General features: G+C 60.7%; 16 protein-coding genes. 6 read left to right on the top strand and 10 right to left on the bottom strand.

Features of this window, described 5'->3' with window-relative positions; translation table 11 throughout:
• Positions 1-76: 76 nt before the first annotated feature.
• From kdpC to kdpA, 3 genes are read right to left on the bottom strand one after another with little or no spacing between them, the layout of a single operon-like run.
• Positions 77-667 (bottom strand): potassium-transporting ATPase subunit KdpC, encoded by a 591-nt coding sequence (kdpC, locus tag OGM60_01965; protein ID UYI99579.1) that lies wholly within the window; start codon positions 665-667, stop codon positions 77-79.
• A gap of 12 nt (positions 668-679) precedes the next feature.
• Entirely contained in the window at positions 680-2,740 is a 2,061-nt protein-coding gene (gene kdpB / locus OGM60_01960) for a potassium-transporting ATPase subunit KdpB (GenBank protein UYI99578.1), read from the bottom strand.
• A gap of 15 nt (positions 2,741-2,755) precedes the next feature.
• Positions 2,756-4,579, bottom strand: coding sequence for a potassium-transporting ATPase subunit KdpA (kdpA, locus tag OGM60_01955; GenBank protein UYI99577.1), 1,824 nt, complete (start codon positions 4,577-4,579; stop codon positions 2,756-2,758).
• A gap of 334 nt (positions 4,580-4,913) precedes the next feature.
• Between kdpA and OGM60_01950 the strand changes: the two genes are divergently transcribed.
• On the top strand, positions 4,914-7,649 hold the full coding sequence (locus OGM60_01950) for a sensor histidine kinase KdpD (GenBank protein UYI99576.1): 2,736 nt from the start codon (positions 4,914-4,916) through the stop codon (positions 7,647-7,649).
• Positions 7,642-8,346, top strand: coding sequence for a response regulator transcription factor (locus OGM60_01945; protein ID UYI99575.1), 705 nt, complete (start codon positions 7,642-7,644; stop codon positions 8,344-8,346). Before OGM60_01950 ends, OGM60_01945 begins: the two co-directional genes overlap by 8 nt.
• A gap of 99 nt (positions 8,347-8,445) precedes the next feature.
• On the opposite strand, the gene OGM60_01940 is transcribed toward OGM60_01945, so the two are convergent.
• The 7 genes from OGM60_01940 to aspS all read right to left on the bottom strand — a co-directional run bounded on the left by OGM60_01940 (position 8,446) and on the right by aspS (position 14,511).
• The gene (locus tag OGM60_01940; protein ID UYI99574.1) at positions 8,446-8,592 is read right to left on the bottom strand and encodes a hypothetical protein; all 147 of its coding nucleotides are present in this window, start codon (positions 8,590-8,592) and stop codon (positions 8,446-8,448) included.
• Positions 8,593-8,637: 45 nt separating this feature from the next.
• A complete protein-coding gene (locus OGM60_01935; protein UYI99573.1) occupies positions 8,638-8,838 on the bottom strand; it encodes a hypothetical protein in 201 nt (66 codons plus the stop codon).
• A 205-nt stretch (positions 8,839-9,043) separates the two neighbouring features.
• Positions 9,044-11,371, bottom strand: a complete 2,328-nt coding sequence (locus tag OGM60_01930) for a ferrous iron transporter B (protein UYI99572.1) — start codon at positions 11,369-11,371, stop codon at positions 9,044-9,046.
• Between the two features lie 123 nt (positions 11,372-11,494).
• Positions 11,495-11,716, bottom strand: coding sequence for a ferrous iron transport protein A (locus OGM60_01925; GenBank protein ID UYI99571.1), 222 nt, complete (start codon positions 11,714-11,716; stop codon positions 11,495-11,497).
• A gap of 36 nt (positions 11,717-11,752) precedes the next feature.
• Positions 11,753-11,995: a ferrous iron transport protein A gene (locus OGM60_01920; GenBank protein UYI99570.1), complete on the bottom strand. Its 243-nt coding sequence runs from the start codon at positions 11,993-11,995 to the stop codon at positions 11,753-11,755.
• 236 nt (positions 11,996-12,231) lie between these two features.
• On the bottom strand, positions 12,232-12,480 hold the full coding sequence (locus tag OGM60_01915) for an HPr family phosphocarrier protein (GenBank protein ID UYI99569.1): 249 nt from the start codon (positions 12,478-12,480) through the stop codon (positions 12,232-12,234).
• Between the two features lie 243 nt (positions 12,481-12,723).
• A complete protein-coding gene (gene aspS / locus OGM60_01910) occupies positions 12,724-14,511 on the bottom strand; it encodes an aspartate--tRNA ligase (GenBank protein UYI99568.1) in 1,788 nt (595 codons plus the stop codon).
• 256 nt (positions 14,512-14,767) lie between these two features.
• Here aspS and serB point away from each other — a divergent pair, with 256 nt between their 5' ends.
• The 4 genes from serB (at position 14,768) to OGM60_01890 (ending at position 17,770) form a co-directional block, all read left to right on the top strand.
• Entirely contained in the window at positions 14,768-15,403 is a 636-nt protein-coding gene (serB, locus tag OGM60_01905; protein ID UYI99567.1) for a phosphoserine phosphatase SerB, read from the top strand.
• A 114-nt stretch (positions 15,404-15,517) separates the two neighbouring features.
• Positions 15,518-16,300 (top strand): nickel pincer cofactor biosynthesis protein LarB, encoded by a 783-nt coding sequence (gene larB / locus OGM60_01900; GenBank protein UYI99566.1) that lies wholly within the window; start codon positions 15,518-15,520, stop codon positions 16,298-16,300.
• Positions 16,301-16,310: 10 nt separating this feature from the next.
• A complete protein-coding gene (locus tag OGM60_01895; protein UYI99565.1) occupies positions 16,311-17,228 on the top strand; it encodes a LarC family nickel insertion protein in 918 nt (305 codons plus the stop codon).
• 2 nt (positions 17,229-17,230) lie between these two features.
• Complete coding sequence (locus OGM60_01890) at positions 17,231-17,770, top strand: TetR/AcrR family transcriptional regulator (protein UYI99564.1); 540 nt, start codon at positions 17,231-17,233, stop codon at positions 17,768-17,770.
• Positions 17,771-17,781: the final 11 nt, after the last annotated feature.

The raw sequence follows: 17,781 nt of genomic DNA, 5'->3' as shown, positions 1-17,781 counted from the left end.
TTTCACCGCAACTGATGGGCGGGGTGGAATTGAGGGCTCAGATAGTCAGTCATGCCCTCATCCGCCACTTCCTCACCTACAGCGCGCCGTCCAGCATAAGGTTCACCTTGAGCACGTTGACCGTGGGCTCGCCGAACACGCCGAGGAAACGGCCCTTGGTGCACGCGGCGATGATGTCGCGCACCTCGTCCTCACTTTTGCCCGTGGCCTTGGCAAGGCGCGGAACCTGGTACTCGGCGGCATCCGGAGAGATCTCCGGGTCGAGACCGGACCCCGAACACGTCACCAGATCGACGGGCACGGCGTCCATATCGGCATCGGGGTTGGCGGCGCGGATCTTCTTCACGCGCGCATCTATCAGCTGCCGATACTCCTCACTCGCCGGGGACAGGTTGGACGGGACACCATACGCCATGAGCTCGCCGTCTTCGCCTTCGACAATTGACACGTTCTGGATACGACCCCACATGTGGGCTTCGTCATCAAAGTTCTGGCCGATGAGCTCGGAACCCACAACCTTGCCGTCGACCGTAATAAGCGATCCGTTCGCCTGGTACGGAAACGCAAGCTGCGCGACGCCGGTCACCACGAGCGTGTATCCCAGGCCGCAGACGATGGTAAACAGCGCGAACACGCCAAGTGCGCGCGATGCGATACCTTTGAACATACAAACCTCCGTCTACATCATGCCAATGCCGAACAAGGCCAGCAGCATGTCGATAATCTTGATGAATACGAACGGCGCCACGATACCGCCCAGACCCCACACCAGCAGGTTGTGGGTCAGCAGCTGGCCGGACGAAAGCTCGCGGTACTTCACGCCTTTCAGGGCGGCAGGAATCAGCGCGACGATGACCAGCGCGTTGTAGATAATGGCGGACAGCACGGCAGTCAACGGGCTGGTGAGCCCCAGGATGTTGAGGGTGTCCAACCCGGGGTAGATCGGCGAGAATAGCGCCGGGATAATGGCGAAATACTTGGCGACGTCGTTGGCGACCGAGAAGGTCGTGAGCGAGCCGCGGGTCATGAGCAGTTGCTTGCCGATACGCACGATATCGATGAGCTTGGTGGGGCTGGAGTCGAGGTCGACCATGTTGCCGGCCTCCTTGGCAGCCTGGGTTCCCGTGTTCATGGCCACGGCGACATCCGCCTGCGCCAGCGCCGGCGCGTCGTTGGTGCCGTCGCCGGTCATCGCGACCAGATGGCCCTCATGCTGGAACGCGCGGATCTTCTCGAGCTTGCCCTCGGGGGTGGCCTCGGCCAGGAAGTCGTCCACGCCCGCCTCGGCTGCGATGGCGGCGGCCGTCAGCGGATTATCACCCGTCACCATGATGGTCTTGATACCCATGCGGCGCAGGTCGGCGAACTTCTCCTTCACGCCGGACTTGATGATGTCCTTAAGGTAGACGACGCCCAGCACACGTCGGTCCTTTGCCACGACCAACGGGGTGCCGCCCACCTTCGCAATGCGTTCGACGGCCTCGTCGCACTCCTTCGAAAACACTCCTCCGGCAGCCTCCACATAAGCGCGAACGGAATCGGCCGCACCCTTGCGAATCTCGCTGTCGGCGTAGTTCACACCGGACATGCGGGTCGCCGCGGTGAAGGGGATGAACTCCATGCCCTTATCCTCGAGTGTGCGGCCGCGCAGCCCAAACTGCTCCTTGGCGAGCACGACGATGGAGCGGCCCTCGGGGGTCTCATCCGCCAGAGAGGACAGCTGCGCGGCATCGGCGAGTTCTGCCGGATCGACACCGTCGACCGGAATGAACTCAGCGGCCTGGCGGTTGCCCAAGGTGATGGTACCGGTCTTATCGAGCATGAGGATGTCGACGTCGCCGGCGGCCTCGATGGCGCGGCCGGACATGGCCAGCACGTTGGCCTCGTTCAGTCGGCTCATGCCGGCGATGCCAATGGCGGACAGCAGCGCACCAATGGTGGTGGGCGCCAGACAGACGAGCAAGGCAACGAGCGTGGTCACAGCGGTGGGATTCGCCATACCGTTGAGCCCTGCAGAGAAACTCGAGTAGCAATACAGTGCGATCGTCACGAGGATGAAGATGACGGACAGAGCAACCAGAAAGATCTCGAGCGCGACCTCGTTGGGGGTCTTCTTGCGGGCGGCGCCCTCGACCATGGCGATCATCTTATCCAGGAAGCTCTGGCCAGGCTCGCTGGTAATTTTCACCACAATCCAATCGGAAAGCACGGTAGTGCCGCCAGTGACGGCAGAACGGTCGCCGCCAGCCTCACGAACCACGGGTGCAGACTCGCCGGTGATGGCCGACTCATCAACCGAGGCGGCACCCTCGATGACATCGCCGTCTCCCGGAATCTGCTCGCCGGCGCGCACGACCACCAGATCCCCGCGTGAGAGCTTGGTACCGGGAACGACCGTGAAACGGTCCTTATCCTCGACGGACTCGATGCGATGGGCCTCGACGTCCTTTTTCGCCGCGCGCAGGGAATCTGCCTGCGCCTTACCGCGGCCCTCGGCAAGCGCCTCGGCAAAATTTGAAAAGAGGTCGGTCAGCCAGAGAATGACGGCAATGGCGATCACATAGTACGTGGGGACGTCGGCGTCCTGTACCCCAATAATTGAGGCGATAGCCAGAATGGAGGTCATGGCGGCCGACAGCCACACCAGGAACATGACCGGGTTTTGGACCTGGACACGGGGGTCAAGCTTGGCAAATGAATCGCGCACCGCGCGGCTCATCATGTCTTTTTGCATAGCCATAAATCTGCGACTCCTTTACGCAACCATCTGGAAGAATTCGGCAACGGGACCAAGCGCCAACGCCGGGAAGAAGCTCAGGGCGCCAATCAGCAGAACGACGAATACCAGCAGGAACACGAACATGGCATTGGTGGTGGAAAGCGTGCCGGCGCCCTCGGCGACCTTGCCCTTCCCGGCCAGCGAGCCCGCGATGGCGAGCGTGCCCGCAATCGGCAGGAACCGCGCGAACAGCATCTCGATACCCAGCAGCACGTTGATCCACGGGATGTTGCAGTTCATGCCGGCGAATGAGGAGCCGTTGTTGCCGCCAGCCGAAGTAAGGGTGTACAGGACCTCGGAGAAGCCATGCGCCCCGCCGTTGTTGAGTTGGTCGACAAGACCGGGCACCATGCAGGCGATAGTGGAGCTCACCAGAATGGCGAACGGGGTGGCGAGACACAGAACCACCGCCCAGCGCATCTCGGTCGGCTCGATCTTCTTGCCCAGGAACTCGGGCGTGCGGCCGACCATAAGGCCGGCGATAAATACCGTGAGGATGGCGAAGCCGATCATGCCGTACAGGCCGCAGCCCACGCCGCCGAACACCACCTCGCCCAGCGCTATCTGGAGCATCTGGACAAACCCGCCGAGCGGGGTGTAGGAGTCGTGCATGGAGTTGACCGAGCCGTTGGAAGCAGCCGTCGTGAAAGCGGACCAGGTAGAAGAGGAGGCGATGCCAAAGCGGCTCTCCTTGCCCTCCATGTTGCCGCCCGCCTGGCCATCGGTCATCTCGATGTTGACCGCGCCGCCATCTGCCAGCTGCGGCGTACCCATATGCTCGTTAACGGCGATGATGCCGGTAAAGACCACGAGCAGGATAAACATCGCCGCGAAGATGGCCTTGCCCTGCCTGGCATTCTTGACACCGATGCCGAAGGTGAAGCAGCAGGCGACCGGAATCAGCAGCAAGCTGGTCATCTCGATGATGTTGGTGAAGGCATTGGGGTTCTCATACGGATGCGCAGAGTTCGCGCCAAAGAAGCCGCCGCCGTTGGTGCCGGATTGTTTGATGGCAACCTGGCTGGCCGCAGGACCCTGGGGCAAAAACTGCTCGGTGACCACGCGGGCGCCCTCGACGACCTTGCCGTCGACCTTGACCGTGTCGCCCTCGATCTGGGCGCCGTCGATGACGCTCCAACCGCCGTCTGCATTAGGCTGGACAGCAACGGGCTCTACGAGCTCAGCCTTCTGAGCCGGCTGAAAATTGGAGATAACGCCACCGGCAGCCAGGCAGATGCCGAACACGAGGTTCAGCGGGATGAGCACATACAGGACGGTGCGGGTGAGGTCGACCCAGAAGGAACCCAGACCCTGCTCCTTGACCTGACGGAAACCGCGGATGAGCGCGAACATGACCGCAATACCGGTGCCGGCGGACAAGAAGTTTTGCACGGTGAGGCCCATGAACTGCACAAAGTAGGACAGGGTGGTCTCACCGGAATAGGATTGCCAGTTGGTGTTGGTTATGAAGGAAGCAGCCGTATTGAACGACAGGTCCCATGACACACTCGGCAGGTGCTGGGGATTGCCTGGCAAGAAAGACTGAAGCACCTGGAGTGCCACAAGAGCCACGAGGCCGATCCCCGAAAAGACCAGCACGCTCGCCAGATAGCGCCTACACCCCATCTGCTCTGCCGCGTCGATGCGAAGCAGACGATAGACGCCACGCTCCACAGGAGCAAACACAGGCGACAGGAACGTATGCTCACCATCCATGATATGGGCCATGAACCGACCGAGCGGAACGGCCAAGACGACGAGCACGGCAAAGTACAAGATGTACTGAATCGCAGCATCCATAGTTTACGAATCACTCCTCATCAGAATGTAGATGTAATAGATAAAGAGTCCAATGCAGACGACTCCGATGATGGGACTGAGGATGTCCATTTACCGCCCCTTTCACGCGCGGTCCGATGTCTCGGACGCCTGCTCTCGCAAGCGTCTGGGGACAGTAAACGCTTCTAGGGATTAAAGAGGCGTGAGGGCCGGGGCCCACGTCCTTAAGATGCCGTAAAGATGCAGGTAGAAAGCACTATTGCGGCTGCAGTGCGCCTATACTCGACCTCGCGAGCATACAGTGGCGTCCTCACCGCGTATGCACGCATGGACAACGCTTCAGAAAGGCTACGCTATGCAGCGCGACGCATCGGACACTCGCGTCAATCCAGACCTCATCCTCAAGGCAATTGAGAAAGACGAGGTCGCCGATGACGCTCGAACCAGCCGGGGACACCTCAAGATTTTCTTTGGCTACGCTGCCGGCGCAGGCAAAACCTATGCGATGCTTCAAGCCGCCCACGCCGCCAAGCGGCGAGGTGTTGACGTCGTCGCGGGGTACATTGAGCCGCACGAACGTCCGGCAACTGCCCATCTTGCACAAGGGCTTGAGAAAGTGCCCTGTAAACTCATCGAGCACAACGGCATTGCGCTCAGCGAGTTCGATCTAGATGCGGCTATCGAACGCGCCCCTCAGCTCATCCTTGTCGACGAGCTCGCCCATACGAATGCGCCGGGGTCTCGCCACGACAAACGCTATCGAGACGTCGAGGAACTTCTACATGCGGGCATCGACGTCTATACGACCGTGAACGTTCAGCATATCGAGAGCCTAAACGACATGGTTGCATCCATCACCGGCGTTGTCGTGAGCGAACGAATCCCCGACCGTATCTTCGATGATGCCGACCAGGTCGAGCTCGTCGACATAGAGCCCGAAGACCTACTTGAGCGCCTTCGCGCCGGCCTCGTCTACCGTCCCGCGCAAGCCGCCCGAGCGCAACAGCATTTTTTTACCGTCGAGAACCTCACCGCACTCCGAGAAATCGCGCTGCGCCGCTGCGCCGATCGCACCGGCCACCTCACAGACGCCGCACGCGTGCTGGGAAACCGTGACTACTACACCAGGGAGCGTATCTTAGTCTGTGTCTCCCCGGCGCCGACCAATCCCCGCATCGTCCGTGCCGCCGCGCGCATGGCGAAAGCGTTTCGCAGCGAGCTCGTCGCCCTGTTCGTAGAGAGCCCGCACACGCAAGCCATGAGCGATAATGAGCGTACCAAGCTTGCAGCCAATATCGCCCTAGCCGAGCAGCTCGGAGCACATATGGAAACCGTCTATGGCGACGACATCGCGTTTCAGATCTCCGAGTTCGCGCGCCTGTCGGGTATTTCGAAGATCGTCATGGGGCGCACGGGCGAGCGCAGCAGCGTCCGTCAGGCCCTCTTTGGCCGCAAATCTCTCGTAGAACAGCTCATAACATTCGCCCCGAACCTCGACATTTACATCATTCCAGACCAGTCGACTCCGCCCTCCCGGCCCAAAGGACGCCGCCGTACGCTCGCCCTGCAGCCGCCCAACAGCCGAAACGTGCTTCGCACGCTGGCCCTCTCTCTTGTCGCCACGGCGATCGGCACGGCTTTCCGCCATCTGGGATTTGCCGATTCCAGCATCATATCCCTCTATATCCTCACGGCCCTGCTGACCGCCGTCACCACGACGGGGCGTATCTGCACGATCGTATCGAGCGTGCTCTCTGTAGTGCTTTACAACTTCTGCTTCGTCACGCCTCTGTTTTCGCTCGCCAGCTACGACCGAAGCTATCTGGTCACGTTCGGCATCATGTTCGCTACCGCTATGGTCGCCGGCGAGTTAACTGCGCGCATCGCCGACAACGCCCGTACCTCCGCCGAGAACGCATTCAAAACGCGCGTACTCCTCGAAACGAACCAGCTCTTGCAGCAAGCCCATAGCGCGGAGGAGTGCGCCCGCGTCGCCATGAACCAACTCATCAAACTGCTAAAACTCGACGTGGTCTTCTACACCGCCGAACACGGCACGCTCGGCAAAGCGCTCTATGAGTCCGCTGGCACCGAAAACCGATCCGCGTCGCTGCTCACCGACTACGAGCGCGCCGTTGCAACCTGGACCTACACCAACAACAAGCGCGCGGGCGCAAGCACGCGGACCCTGCCTGAGGCACACTGTCTCTACCTCGCGGTTCGCACCGGCGACAAGGTATTCGGTGTCATCGGCATCGCCCTGGAGGGGCGCGAGATCGAAGCCTTCGAGCATTCGATCGTCCTATCTATCGTAGGTGAATGCGCCTTGGCGCTCGAAAGCGACCGGGCGGCGCAAGAGCGCGAAGAGGCTGCGGTCTTGGCGAAAAACGAGCAGCTGCGCGCCAACCTTTTGCGCTCCATCGGCCACGATTTGAGGACACCCCTCACGGCTATATCCGGATCTGCGGCAATCCTTCGGAAGAGCGACGAGAAGCTCAGCTTCGAACAGCGCTGCGATCTTGCCGATGCCATCTACGACGATTCCCTCTGGCTTATCGATACCGTGGAAAACCTCCTCGCCATCACACGCGTCGAGGACGGCACCATTCGCCTCAACTTAACATCCGAGCTCATCGACGAGGTCATCGAGGCCGCCCTCAGCCATGTCGCCCAAGCATCGCATGGACGTGCCGTCACCATCGAGCACACTGACGACATCCTGCTGGTACGCATCGACGTCCATCTCATCATGCAGGTGCTTACGAATCTCATCATGAACGCCTTCAAATACACGCCCGAGGACTCGACTGTCACCATCAGCGCACGTCGCGAGGGTGAGTTCATCGTGGTGGACGTCGCAGACGATGGGCCGGGTGTAGCAGACTGCGACAAGCCTCATATCTTTGAGCGTTTCTTCACCTCAAGCAATACGCGGCCCGTGGATTCGCGTCGAAGCATCGGCCTTGGGCTGTCGCTCTGCCGCTCCATCGTGGAGGCGCATGGCGGCGTCATCGAAGTTCGCGACAACCACCCCCATGGGGCCGTCTTCCGTTTTACCCTGCCTGCCGAGGAGATCGAGATTCATGAATAATGCCGCTAAGCCACGCATCCTCCTGGTCGAAGATGACCTGACCGTTCAAAACCTCGTTTCGACCGCGCTTGACCTCCACGGCTATGTCGTGAGCAAGGTTTGCAACGGCCAGGCCGCCATCATGGATGCGGTGTCGCACGGCCCCAGCCTCATCATGCTCGACCTCGGCCTTCCTGACATTGACGGTATCGAGGTCATCACGAAGATCCGAAGCTGGTCGGCAGTCCCCATTATCGTCATTTCGGCGCGCACCGAAGATTCCGACAAGATTGCAGCACTTGACGCAGGGGCAGACGACTACCTCACCAAGCCCTTTTCTGTGGATGAGTTGCTCGCGCGCGTCCGTGCGAATTTGAGGCGCTCCTCGATGGCGTCGAGCGAGTCGACAGAAGCGAGCACGTTTGACAACGGTCCGCTGCATATCGACTACGCCGCGGGATACGCGACGAAAGACGGACGCGAGCTCTCGCTCACCCCAACCGAGTACAAATTGCTCGTCCTTCTGGCGAAAAACGTCGACAAGGTGCTCACCCACACCTTCATCACCCGCGAGATATGGGGCACGAGCTGGGACAGCGATCTGGCGAGCCTGCGCGTGTTCATGCGCACCCTGCGCAAGAAGATCGAGGCAGACCCCTCTCACCCCAAGATGATTCAGACGCACATGGGTGTCGGGTACCGCATGCAGCGTCTCTAGCCCACCTCACAAAAAAAGTTGCGGTGGAATACGGAGTAGATGAGGCTTTTGGCAGCCAAAACAGTCCGTATTTCACCGCAACTAATGGATGGGATGGAGTTAGAGGCCCAGGTAGTTGGTCATGCCTTCGACGGCGAGCTTAGCGCCTGCCACGGCATGAACCACGGTGAGCGGGCCGTTGACCACATAGTTAGCGATACCCCAAAAATACTCTTCAACTCGCCGCGCTCGCGCCCAAATGCGCAAAGTGCCCCGCGAGCGGATGCTCGCGGGGTGTTTGGATGTCAGGCCTTATTTGATACCGCGGCCCAAGTCTTCGGCGATTTTGTCCACGCCCTTAAGTGCGGCGCACGCCTTTTTGTTGGAGCAATGCCCCGTGCAAACGCCACCCTGGGCGCAGTCGGCGCAGGTGCCCTTGCGGTAGATGCGCACGCACACGGCGACAAACGCAATGCCGATAACAGCCAGTACAACAATATCGATAGGTGCCATAGCAAGCCTCCTCTAGTTAACCACCACTTACTTTACTCCATTCTCCACCTGCCAAAAAGGGACAGGTTTATTTTGGTCGGTTTTATCTGCGGAAACGCCACATCTCCTAAGATTGGCGCAAACAAACCTGACCCCATTGCACCAAAAAGCCCGAGTGTCGCTGGGACACCCGGGCTCGTGAAAAGGGGCTAATCCTTATTCGGACTTAGGCGGAAACCGCGGCGGAAGCAGTGTTGGTCTCGTCCTCGTCGGTCCAAGCGTGCTTGGGCATAGGACGGAAGATTTGGAAGAGCATTGCGACCAGCAGCACGATAGCCACAACCGTCCAGAAGCCAAACTGCCCAAGGACAAGCAGGTTGTAGAACTGGTTGATGAACAGGCCGATCACCCAAGCGAAGGCGCACTCGTAGCCGATGGCAATCGCGGTCCACTTGCCGGAGTCCATCTGGTTGCGGATGGTGCCCATGGCGGCAAAGCACGGAGCGCACAGCAGGTTGAACGCGCCAAAGGCAACGCAAGCGCCCATGGTCGGGAACATGCCAGCAAACGCGGTCCACAGACTCGGGTCGGTCTCGGCGGCGTCGGCAACGGAGAGCAGTGAGCCGGCGGTGGCGACGACGTTCTCCTTGGCAACGAGGCCAGAGACGGTCAGCGCGGTTGCCTGCCAGGTGCTAAAGCCGAGCGGGGCGAAGATCCAGGCGACCAGGTTGCCGAGCATGGCGAGCACGGAGTAGTCCATGAACTCCTCGGGGATGCCCTCCATGGCAGGCAGGAAGCCAAAGGCGCCGTTGTAGCTACCAAAGTTGGACAGGAACCAAACCACGACAGTGGAGGCAAAGATGACCGTGCCGGCCTTCTTGATAAAGGCCCAGCAGCGCTCCCACACATGCAGCGCCCAAGAGCGGATCGCCGGGAAGTGGTAGGCAGGAAGCTCCATAACGAACGGCGTCGGGCGGCCGGCGAAGAGCTTCGTCTTCTTGAGCATGAGGCCCGAGGCGATGACGGCAAAGACGCCCAGGAAGTAGAAGAGCGGGCTGATCCACGCCGCGGTGGTGGAAGAATCGCCGATGATGGAACCCATGAGCAGGGCGATGATCGGCAGCTTGGCGCCACAGGGAATGAACGTGGTGGTCATGACCGTCATGCGGCGGTCCTTCTCGTTCTCGATGGTCTTGGTGGCCATGACGCCGGGGACGCCGCAGCCCGAGGACACGAGCATGGGGATGAACGACTTACCGGACAGGCCAAAGCGGCGGAACACGCGGTCCATGATGAAGGCGACGCGGGCCATGTAGCCGCAGTCCTCCAGGAAGGACAGCATCACAAAGAGCAGGAACATCTGCGGCACAAAGCCGAAGATGGCGCCCAGGCCGCCGACGATGCCGTCGCAGACCAGCGAATCGACCAGGCCGCCGTCCTCGGTGCCACCCGCCACAAGGGCGTCGTGCACCACGGTGGTGATGCCGGGGACATAGGGGCCGTACTGCGCCGGGTCGACCGAATCGGCGTTGTCGCCCGCAGCCTCGACGGCTGCATCGTAGGCGTCGCGACCCTGGCCGAGCACATACCAACCGTCGGTGCCAAAGAGCTGATCGTTGGTGAAGTCGGTCACCGTGCCACCCAGGGTGGAAACGGCGATGTAGTACACGCAGAACATGATAACGACAAAGATCGGCAGGCCCAGAATACGGTTGGTAACCACGCGGTCAATCTTCTCGGAGGTGCTCATCTTGGCCGGAGCCTTGGTCATGCACTCGTCGATGATGTGCGCGATGACGCCATAGCGCTCACCGGTGATGATGGACTCGGCATCGTCGTCGCAGTCCTGCTCGCACTGGGCGACCAGCTCCTCCACGCGAGCGGCCTTCTCCTTGGTGAGGTTGATGAGTTTGCAGGCGTCTGCATCACGCTCGAACAGCTTGACGGCGTAATAGCGGCGCTTGTTGGCGGGGACGCTTGCCGGCAGGTTGTTCTCGATGTGCGTCAGAACGTCCTCGATGGAGGAGTCGAACTTGTGCTCCGGCACCTGGCCCTTGGAAGCTGCGGACTTCTTGACCTGCTCGAACAGCTCCTTGATGCCCTTGTTCTTAAGAGCGGAGATCATCATAACCGGGCAGCCGAGCTTCTTGGAGAGCTTGTCCGTGTCGATCTTATCGCCGTTCTTCTCGACCAGGTCGGCCATGTTGAGGGCAACGACCACGGGCAGGCCGGTCTCGATAACCTGAAGCGCCAGGTACAGGTTACGCTCGAGGTTGGTGGCATCGACAACTTGGACGACAACATCGGGCTCGCCGCTCATGAGGTAATCGCGCGAGCATTGCTCCTCGGGGCTGTAGGGGGAAAGCGAGTAGATGCCAGGGAGGTCCGTGATGGTAACGTTCTTGTCGCTTAGGAGCTTGGCCTCCTTTTTCTCAACCGTGACGCCGGGCCAGTTGCCAACGTAGCCGTTGGCGCCGGTGATCAGGTTGAAAAGCGTGGTCTTGCCGCAGTTGGGGTTACCCGCCAACGCGACATGGATCTGAGAATCCGCCATTCAATCCTTCTTCCTTGTGTGCCTGCGCTGCTTTCTCCGCGCAGGCTGGATAATGTGCTTCAACACTGCATTATTGAGTTAGAAAAACCTAACTTTATCTGCAGAAATATGTGCCGCCGGCCCTTACTGGACCTCGACGACGGCAGCCTCCTCCTTGCGGATGGAGAGCTCGTAGCCACGCACGTTGATCTCGACCGGATCTCCGAGCGGTGCAACCTTTACGACCTTGAACGAAGTGCCCTTGATGAGCCCCAGGTCCATAAGGTGGCGGCGCAGCGCGCCCTCACCGTGAAGCTTGACGATCGTGGAGCTCTCGCCCACCTTAACGTCACCCAACGTCTTCATTTACTTGTCCCCCTTTCAGTTTTTAAATGCTGCGGACTAACCGACGGTCATGATGTGCATGGCAACCTTGGAATCGATGCCAAAGCGAGCGCCCAGCACCGTGACGATGATGTTGGCGCCACTCGAGCTCACCACGTGGATTTCGCTCCCCTCGACAAAGCCGAGGTCCTTAAGGTGGTGCTTCATATCCTCATTGCCCTTTACACGAGACACACGCACGGTTTCGCCCGCTTTTACCATCGAAAGCGGCATTGCCGGCATCTGCGGTCCGCAAGACATGAGTGAGCTCCTAACGTCGGTTCGTCCTCAACATCGACGCGGTAAAAGTTAACCACATCTATGTTCGCTTTAGTAAACTAGCACGTGGTTAACTTTTTGGAAAGAGTCCCTATTCAGTTTTCGAAAAAGTTTCCTATACGAAACAAAAGAGACACCGCAAAGACCATCTCTTTGCGGTGTCTTGTCATACCAATTTATGCAACAGAGGGGACTGCCCCTTTGCCACATTATTGCGGTTAAAGCGAGAGGTTTCTGATCGACGTAACGCAGGAAGCCTCGTCTACGCCCGAAACGCGGAAGATGATGTCCTCGCCGCACTCGCCGTAGAGAGCCATGAGCCCCATTACATCGCGGCCGTCGGTATGGCGATCGCCGATACTGACCGATACGTTGCTACGATGCTTGGCAATGATGTCGTAAAGCAGCGCAACCGGGCGGGCATGCAGTCCCAACGGATCTTTAATCGTCTTTGTAAACTCGACCATGTCCCCTCCCGCGGCATCGCACATTCGGCCGGCAAACCCAGCCACGTGGTAGTTATTGTAGCGTTAGATGCTTGTCGAGGCCCGCCAGAAGCTCGACCGGAAAGTGCGTCCCGTTATTTGGCTGGATTCTGGGCCGCAGTTTCCGCGACGCCCAGTCACCCTATGCCCCCACAACCTCGGCACATAAAAAACGAGGGAAGGCACATGTCCTTCCCTCGTTACAGACAATAGGTAGCCGCTCGCCTACATCAGGCGCAGGCTGACGTCCTTGAGCTGGGCGCCAGAAACGGCACTCGGGGCGCCCGACATGAGGTCGGAGCCGCTGGCCGTCTTGGGGAATGCCATGACGTCGCGGATGGAATCGGAGCCGGTGAGCAGCATGCACACGCGGTCCAGGCCCAGAGCGAAACCGCCCATCGGGGGCGCACCAAACTTGAGCGCCTCCATGAGGAAGCCGAACTGAGACTCGGCGCGCTCCTCGGTAAAGCCCAGGAGCTTGAGCATGGACATCTGCATCTCGGCGTTGTGGATACGCATACCGCCGCCGCCGGCCTCAAAGCCGTCCATGACAAAGTCGTAGGTGCAAGAACCGGCCGCCAAAGGATCGGCCTCGATCTTGGCGATGTCGGTCTCGGTCGGCAGGGTAAAGGGCTGATGCTCGGCAGCATAGGCCTTGCGGTCCTCATCCCAATGGAACAGCGGAAAGTTGACGACCCACAGGAAGTCGTGGCCCTCGCGCTTGATCTCGAGTGCGTTGGCCATGTGAGAACGCATGCCGCCCAGAATCTCGTCAGAGAGCAGGCGCGGGCCGGCGGCGAACATCACAAGGTCGCCGGGCTCGACGTCCATGCGCTCGCGCAGAGCCGCCATCTCCTCGTCCGAGAAGAACTTGACGATGGGGCTGTTGATGGAGCCGTCCTCGCGGAAGGCGATCCATGCCAGGCCCTTGGCGCCAAACGTGGAGGCCACGCCGGAGAGCTTATCGATCTTGGCACGTGCCCAGGCACCGGCGCCCTTGGCGTTGATGGCCTTGACGACAGAACCCTCCTCGTTTGCGGCGGTCGCAAAGACCTTGAACTTGGAGTTGGCAAAGATGTCGGTCAGGTCGACCAGGTGCATGCCATAGCGGGTATCGGGCTTGTCGGAGCCATAGGTGTCCATGGCCTCCCAGTAGTTCATACGACGCAGCGGCGTGGGCATCTCGACGCCCATGCGGCCGAAGGCATCGGCCAGGACCTCCTCGAGCGCGCTCATGACATCATTCTGGTCCACGAAGGACATCTCGATATCGACCTGGGTGAACTCGGGCTGACGGTCGGCACGCAGGTCCTCGTCGCGGAAGCACTTGGCGACCTGGTAGTAGCGCTCAACGCCACCGACCATGAGCAGCTGCTTCAGGAGCTGCGGGGACTGCGGCAGGGCGTAGAAGTTACCCGGCTGGATGCGGCTGGGGACGATGAAGTCGCGGGCGCCCTCGGGCGTGGACTTGAACAGGGAGGGCGTCTCGACCTCCATGAATTCACGGCTGTGCAGCGCCTCGCGAATGGCAAAGGTGAAGTCGGAGCGCAGCTTGAGGTTGGCCATCATCTCGGGACGGCGGAGGTCCAAATAGCGATAGCGCAGGCGGGTGTCCTCGCTGGTCTCGATACCGTCCTCGATCTGGAACGGCGGGGTGACGGACGTGTTGAGCACCTCGGCGTGGTCGGTCAGAACCTCGATCTCGCCGGTCGCGAGCTTTGCGTTGGTGGTCTCCTCGCCACGGGCGCGCACGACGCCGTGGATCTTGATGGGCCACTCGGGACGCATGGTCTCGGCGATCTTAAAGGCGTCGCCGTCAGAGTGCTCGGGGTCGAAGGTGAGCTGCGTGATGCCCTCGCGGTCGCGAAGGTCGCAGAAGATAAGGCCGCCGTGGTCGCGGCGACGGCTCACCCAACCGGTGAGGGTGACCTCTTCGCCCACGTTCTCGAAGCGAAGCTCGCCGCAGGTACGGGTGTGCATGGAATGCTCATCGATGGGACGGGTCTGGCTCATACCAGTGATCCTCCTTTATGGATCTGTGCCGCCCCGTGTCGTTCCGGGCGGCGTCGTACAGATTTGCCCAGCCTGCGTAAACCGCGCAGCCGGACATGGCGTTCTATCTTATCGCACCCGCGTCGATGTGCCGCGAAAAAGTAGCTCTTGTTCAAAGACTTGACGGAGACGAAACAATTGACGCGGCCTGGCCGTCGCCAAGGCGCGCCGCGTGCGACAATGTGCCCCAATACAACCGCACTCGGAAAGGCCCGTCATGACCGCACGCCTCATCGTTATGGATATCGACTCCACGCTCATCAACCAGGAAGTCATCGACCTGTTGGGCGAAGAGGCCGGCGTGGGCGAGCAAGTTGCACAGATCACCGAACGCGCCATGCGCGGCGAGCTTGACTTTAAGCAGGCGCTCGAGGAACGCGTGGGGCTGCTTGCCGGCTTGGATGAGAGTGTGTTCGAGCGCACCTTTGCGCGCGTGACGTTTACCCCCGGCGCGCTGGAGCTTGTGCGATCGGCGCACAGCAAGGGCTGGAAGGTCGGCGTGGTAAGCGGCGGCTTTCACGAGGTCGCCGACAAGATCGTGGCCGCCGCGGGCATCGATTTTTGCCTGGCCAACCGCCTGGAGGTCGTGGACGGCAAGCTCACCGGTAAGCTGGCGGCAGACATTGTGATCAAGGAGTCCAAGCTCATCCAGCTGCTGGATTGGGCAGTTGAGTGCGGTGTCGATATGGCCCATACCGTCGCGATCGGCGACGGCGCCAACGACATCCCCATGATTCAGGCCGCGGGCACGGGCATCGCGTTTTGCGCCAAGCCCAAGACGCGCGAGGCCGCCCCGTTTGCCATCGACGAGCGCAACCTGATGCTCGCCATGGACATCATCCTGCGCGACTAGCCGATCCATCTAACAATTGAATCAGTCTGTCCTATAGTTTCCGAACAATTTTGTCTTAGTGTTCGGAAACATACCCTTTGAGTGCTAGACTTTGCGCCGTCGAAGGGAACATATATGGATAAGCGAGATCTTGAGCAGCTGCTGAGCGATGTTGCCGGCGGATCAGTCGCCCCTGCCGACGCGCTTACGCGCATCCAGACGGCGCCGACCGCCGATCTGGGTTTTGCGCAGCTCGATCTTTCGCGCGGGGTGCGCCAGGGAGCCGGCGAGGTTGTCTACGGCGCCGGTAAAACCGCCGAGCAGATTGCCGCCATTATCGAAGCGCTGCACGATGCCGGCCAGGAGCGCATCCTGGTCACGCGCCTGGACGCCAAAAAGGCAGCCCGCACCTCGGAGCTCCTCGACAACGGCATCGACCTGGGATATGTCCCGGACGCACAGCTCGCCCTCGTGGGAGGCAAGCCCTCCCCCACTGGCAACGGACGCATCGTCGTCGCCTGCGCCGGCACGAGCGACCTGCCCGTCGCCGAGGAAGCCGCATTGACGGCCGAGTTCTATGGCAACGAGGTCGACCGCCTCTACGACGTGGGTGTCGCCGGCCTGCACCGTCTGCTCGCGCATGCCGAGGAACTTGCTCAGGCACAGGTGGTCATCGCCATCGCCGGCATGGAGGGCGCACTGGCGAGCGTTGTCGGCGGTCTGGTGAGCTGTCCGGTCATCGCCGTTCCCACCAGCGTGGGCTACGGCGCGAGCTTTGGTGGCGTAGCCGCGCTGCTCGCCATGCTCAACTCCTGCGCCAGCGGCGTTTCGGTCGTCAATATCGACAACGGCTTTGGTGCCGCCTACCAGGCAAGTCTTATCAATCATCTGAGCGCCGGCACACCTCGCGCCCGTTAAGGAGCATTCCATGTTCAACCATCAGCACACGCTTATCATCGACGGCACCTCGGGTATCAGCGGCGATATGACCGTCGCGGCCCTGCTCGACCTGGGCGCCAGCGAGGAGCACCTGCGCGAACAGCTCGCCACGCTGCCGGTCGACGGCTTTACGATCGCCGTCACGCGCGCAAACAAGTATGGCATCGACGCCTGCGACTTTGACGTTCAGCTGGCAGAGGAGCTCGAGAACCACGATCACGATATGGCCTGGCTCTACGGCAACGAAGCAGCTGCCGAGCACACGCACGAGCATGAGCACCACCATCATGACCATGGCGAGCACGAACACGAGCACTGCCACGATCATGACCATGAGGCCCACGGTCATGGCCATGAGGACCATCACCACGCCCACCACCATCACCACCGTTCTTTGGCGGATGTCACCGCCATCATCGACGGCTCACAGCTAAGCGATGGTGCCAAGCGTCGTGCCCTCGCCATTTTTTCCGTACTCGCTGATGCCGAGGCAAAGGCTCACGGCAAAACGCCCGAGACCGTCATGTTCCACGAGGTGGGCGCCGTCGACTCCATCGTCGACGTCTGCTCTGTCGCCATCTGCCTCGACGATCTGGGTATTGAGGATATCGTGGTCGAGTCTCTCTCCGAGGGCCACGGAACCATCCGTTGCGCCCACGGCCTCATGCCCATTCCCGTCCCCGCTGTCGTCAACCTGTGTCAGGCGGGCAATATCGCCCTCACGCCTGCACCGGTCGCCGGCGAGCTCGTGACGCCCACGGGCGCCGCCATCGTCACCGCGCTGCGCACGTCCGACCAACTGCCCTCACGCTACCGCATCGAAGCCGTCGGCTACGGCGCCGGCAAACGCCCCTACGAGGGTTGCTCCGGCACGCTCCGCTGCCTGCTCGTTCACGCGGACGCATAGCCATGGACGCCCGCAAGGCAAAAAGCCGCACCGCCATCGTCGCAGCATTCTCCGAGCTCCTGCGCGAGGAGGACTACGGCAAGATCACCGTCGGCGACATCATCGCTCGCGCCCATGTTGGTCGGGCCACGTTCTACGGCCTCTTCAAGAGCAAAGATGACCTACTGTCCGAACTCGTGAGCGACATTTGCACCCATGCCCTCGACGACGATGGCACACCGCTCGATGATCCGCTCGTACAAGTCGAGCATATCCTCAACAACCTCTGGGAACGTCGCCAAGGCGTCCGAGCGCTGGTAGCCGGCGCCGGCTCACGCGTCTTCGCCGACTGCTTACGTAAGACCATCATGTCACGAGCAGCCGAAACCGTCCCCACCGACCCAAACGGCCCCGCCGCCACCATGGACCGCAGCTTCCTACTACACCACATAGCCTCAAGCTTCGTAGGAATGGTCCAATGGTGGGCCTGGCACAACTTCCAAGCCCCAAAAGAGGATGTAGCCAAAGACTACCTATCAGCCATAAAACCCCTCTTCAACTAAGTAAGAAGCTC

The sequence above is a fragment of the Coriobacteriaceae bacterium genome (genome assembly GCA_025757745.1).
GTDB lineage: Bacteria > Actinomycetota > Coriobacteriia > Coriobacteriales > Coriobacteriaceae > Collinsella.
This window is presented reverse-complemented; position numbering and strand designations above follow the sequence as displayed.

What these genes read in the sequence shown, in the direction of transcription:
- OGM60_01915 (UYI99569.1), bottom strand. Translation starts at nt 12,480, where the DNA reads ATGGTCGAGTTTACAAAGACGATTAAAGATCCGTTGGGACTGCATGCC.
- kdpA (UYI99577.1), bottom strand. Translation starts at nt 4,579, where the DNA reads ATGGATGCTGCGATTCAGTACATCTTGTACTTTGCCGTGCTCGTCGTC.
- OGM60_01935 (UYI99573.1), bottom strand. Translation starts at nt 8,838, where the DNA reads ATGGCACCTATCGATATTGTTGTACTGGCTGTTATCGGCATTGCGTTT.
- OGM60_01920 (UYI99570.1), bottom strand. Translation starts at nt 11,995, where the DNA reads ATGTCTTGCGGACCGCAGATGCCGGCAATGCCGCTTTCGATGGTAAAA.
- OGM60_01945 (UYI99575.1), top strand. Translation starts at nt 7,642, where the DNA reads ATGAATAATGCCGCTAAGCCACGCATCCTCCTGGTCGAAGATGACCTG.
- kdpC (UYI99579.1), bottom strand. Translation starts at nt 667, where the DNA reads ATGTTCAAAGGTATCGCATCGCGCGCACTTGGCGTGTTCGCGCTGTTT.
- aspS (UYI99568.1), bottom strand. Translation starts at nt 14,511, where the DNA reads ATGAGCCAGACCCGTCCCATCGATGAGCATTCCATGCACACCCGTACC.
- serB (UYI99567.1), top strand. Translation starts at nt 14,768, where the DNA reads ATGACCGCACGCCTCATCGTTATGGATATCGACTCCACGCTCATCAAC.
- OGM60_01950 (UYI99576.1), top strand. Translation starts at nt 4,914, where the DNA reads ATGCAGCGCGACGCATCGGACACTCGCGTCAATCCAGACCTCATCCTC.
- kdpB (UYI99578.1), bottom strand. Translation starts at nt 2,740, where the DNA reads ATGGCTATGCAAAAAGACATGATGAGCCGCGCGGTGCGCGATTCATTT.
- larB (UYI99566.1), top strand. Translation starts at nt 15,518, where the DNA reads ATGGATAAGCGAGATCTTGAGCAGCTGCTGAGCGATGTTGCCGGCGGA.
- OGM60_01925 (UYI99571.1), bottom strand. Translation starts at nt 11,716, where the DNA reads ATGAAGACGTTGGGTGACGTTAAGGTGGGCGAGAGCTCCACGATCGTC.
- OGM60_01890 (UYI99564.1), top strand. Translation starts at nt 17,231, where the DNA reads ATGGACGCCCGCAAGGCAAAAAGCCGCACCGCCATCGTCGCAGCATTC.
- OGM60_01930 (UYI99572.1), bottom strand. Translation starts at nt 11,371, where the DNA reads ATGGCGGATTCTCAGATCCATGTCGCGTTGGCGGGTAACCCCAACTGC.
- OGM60_01895 (UYI99565.1), top strand. Translation starts at nt 16,311, where the DNA reads ATGTTCAACCATCAGCACACGCTTATCATCGACGGCACCTCGGGTATC.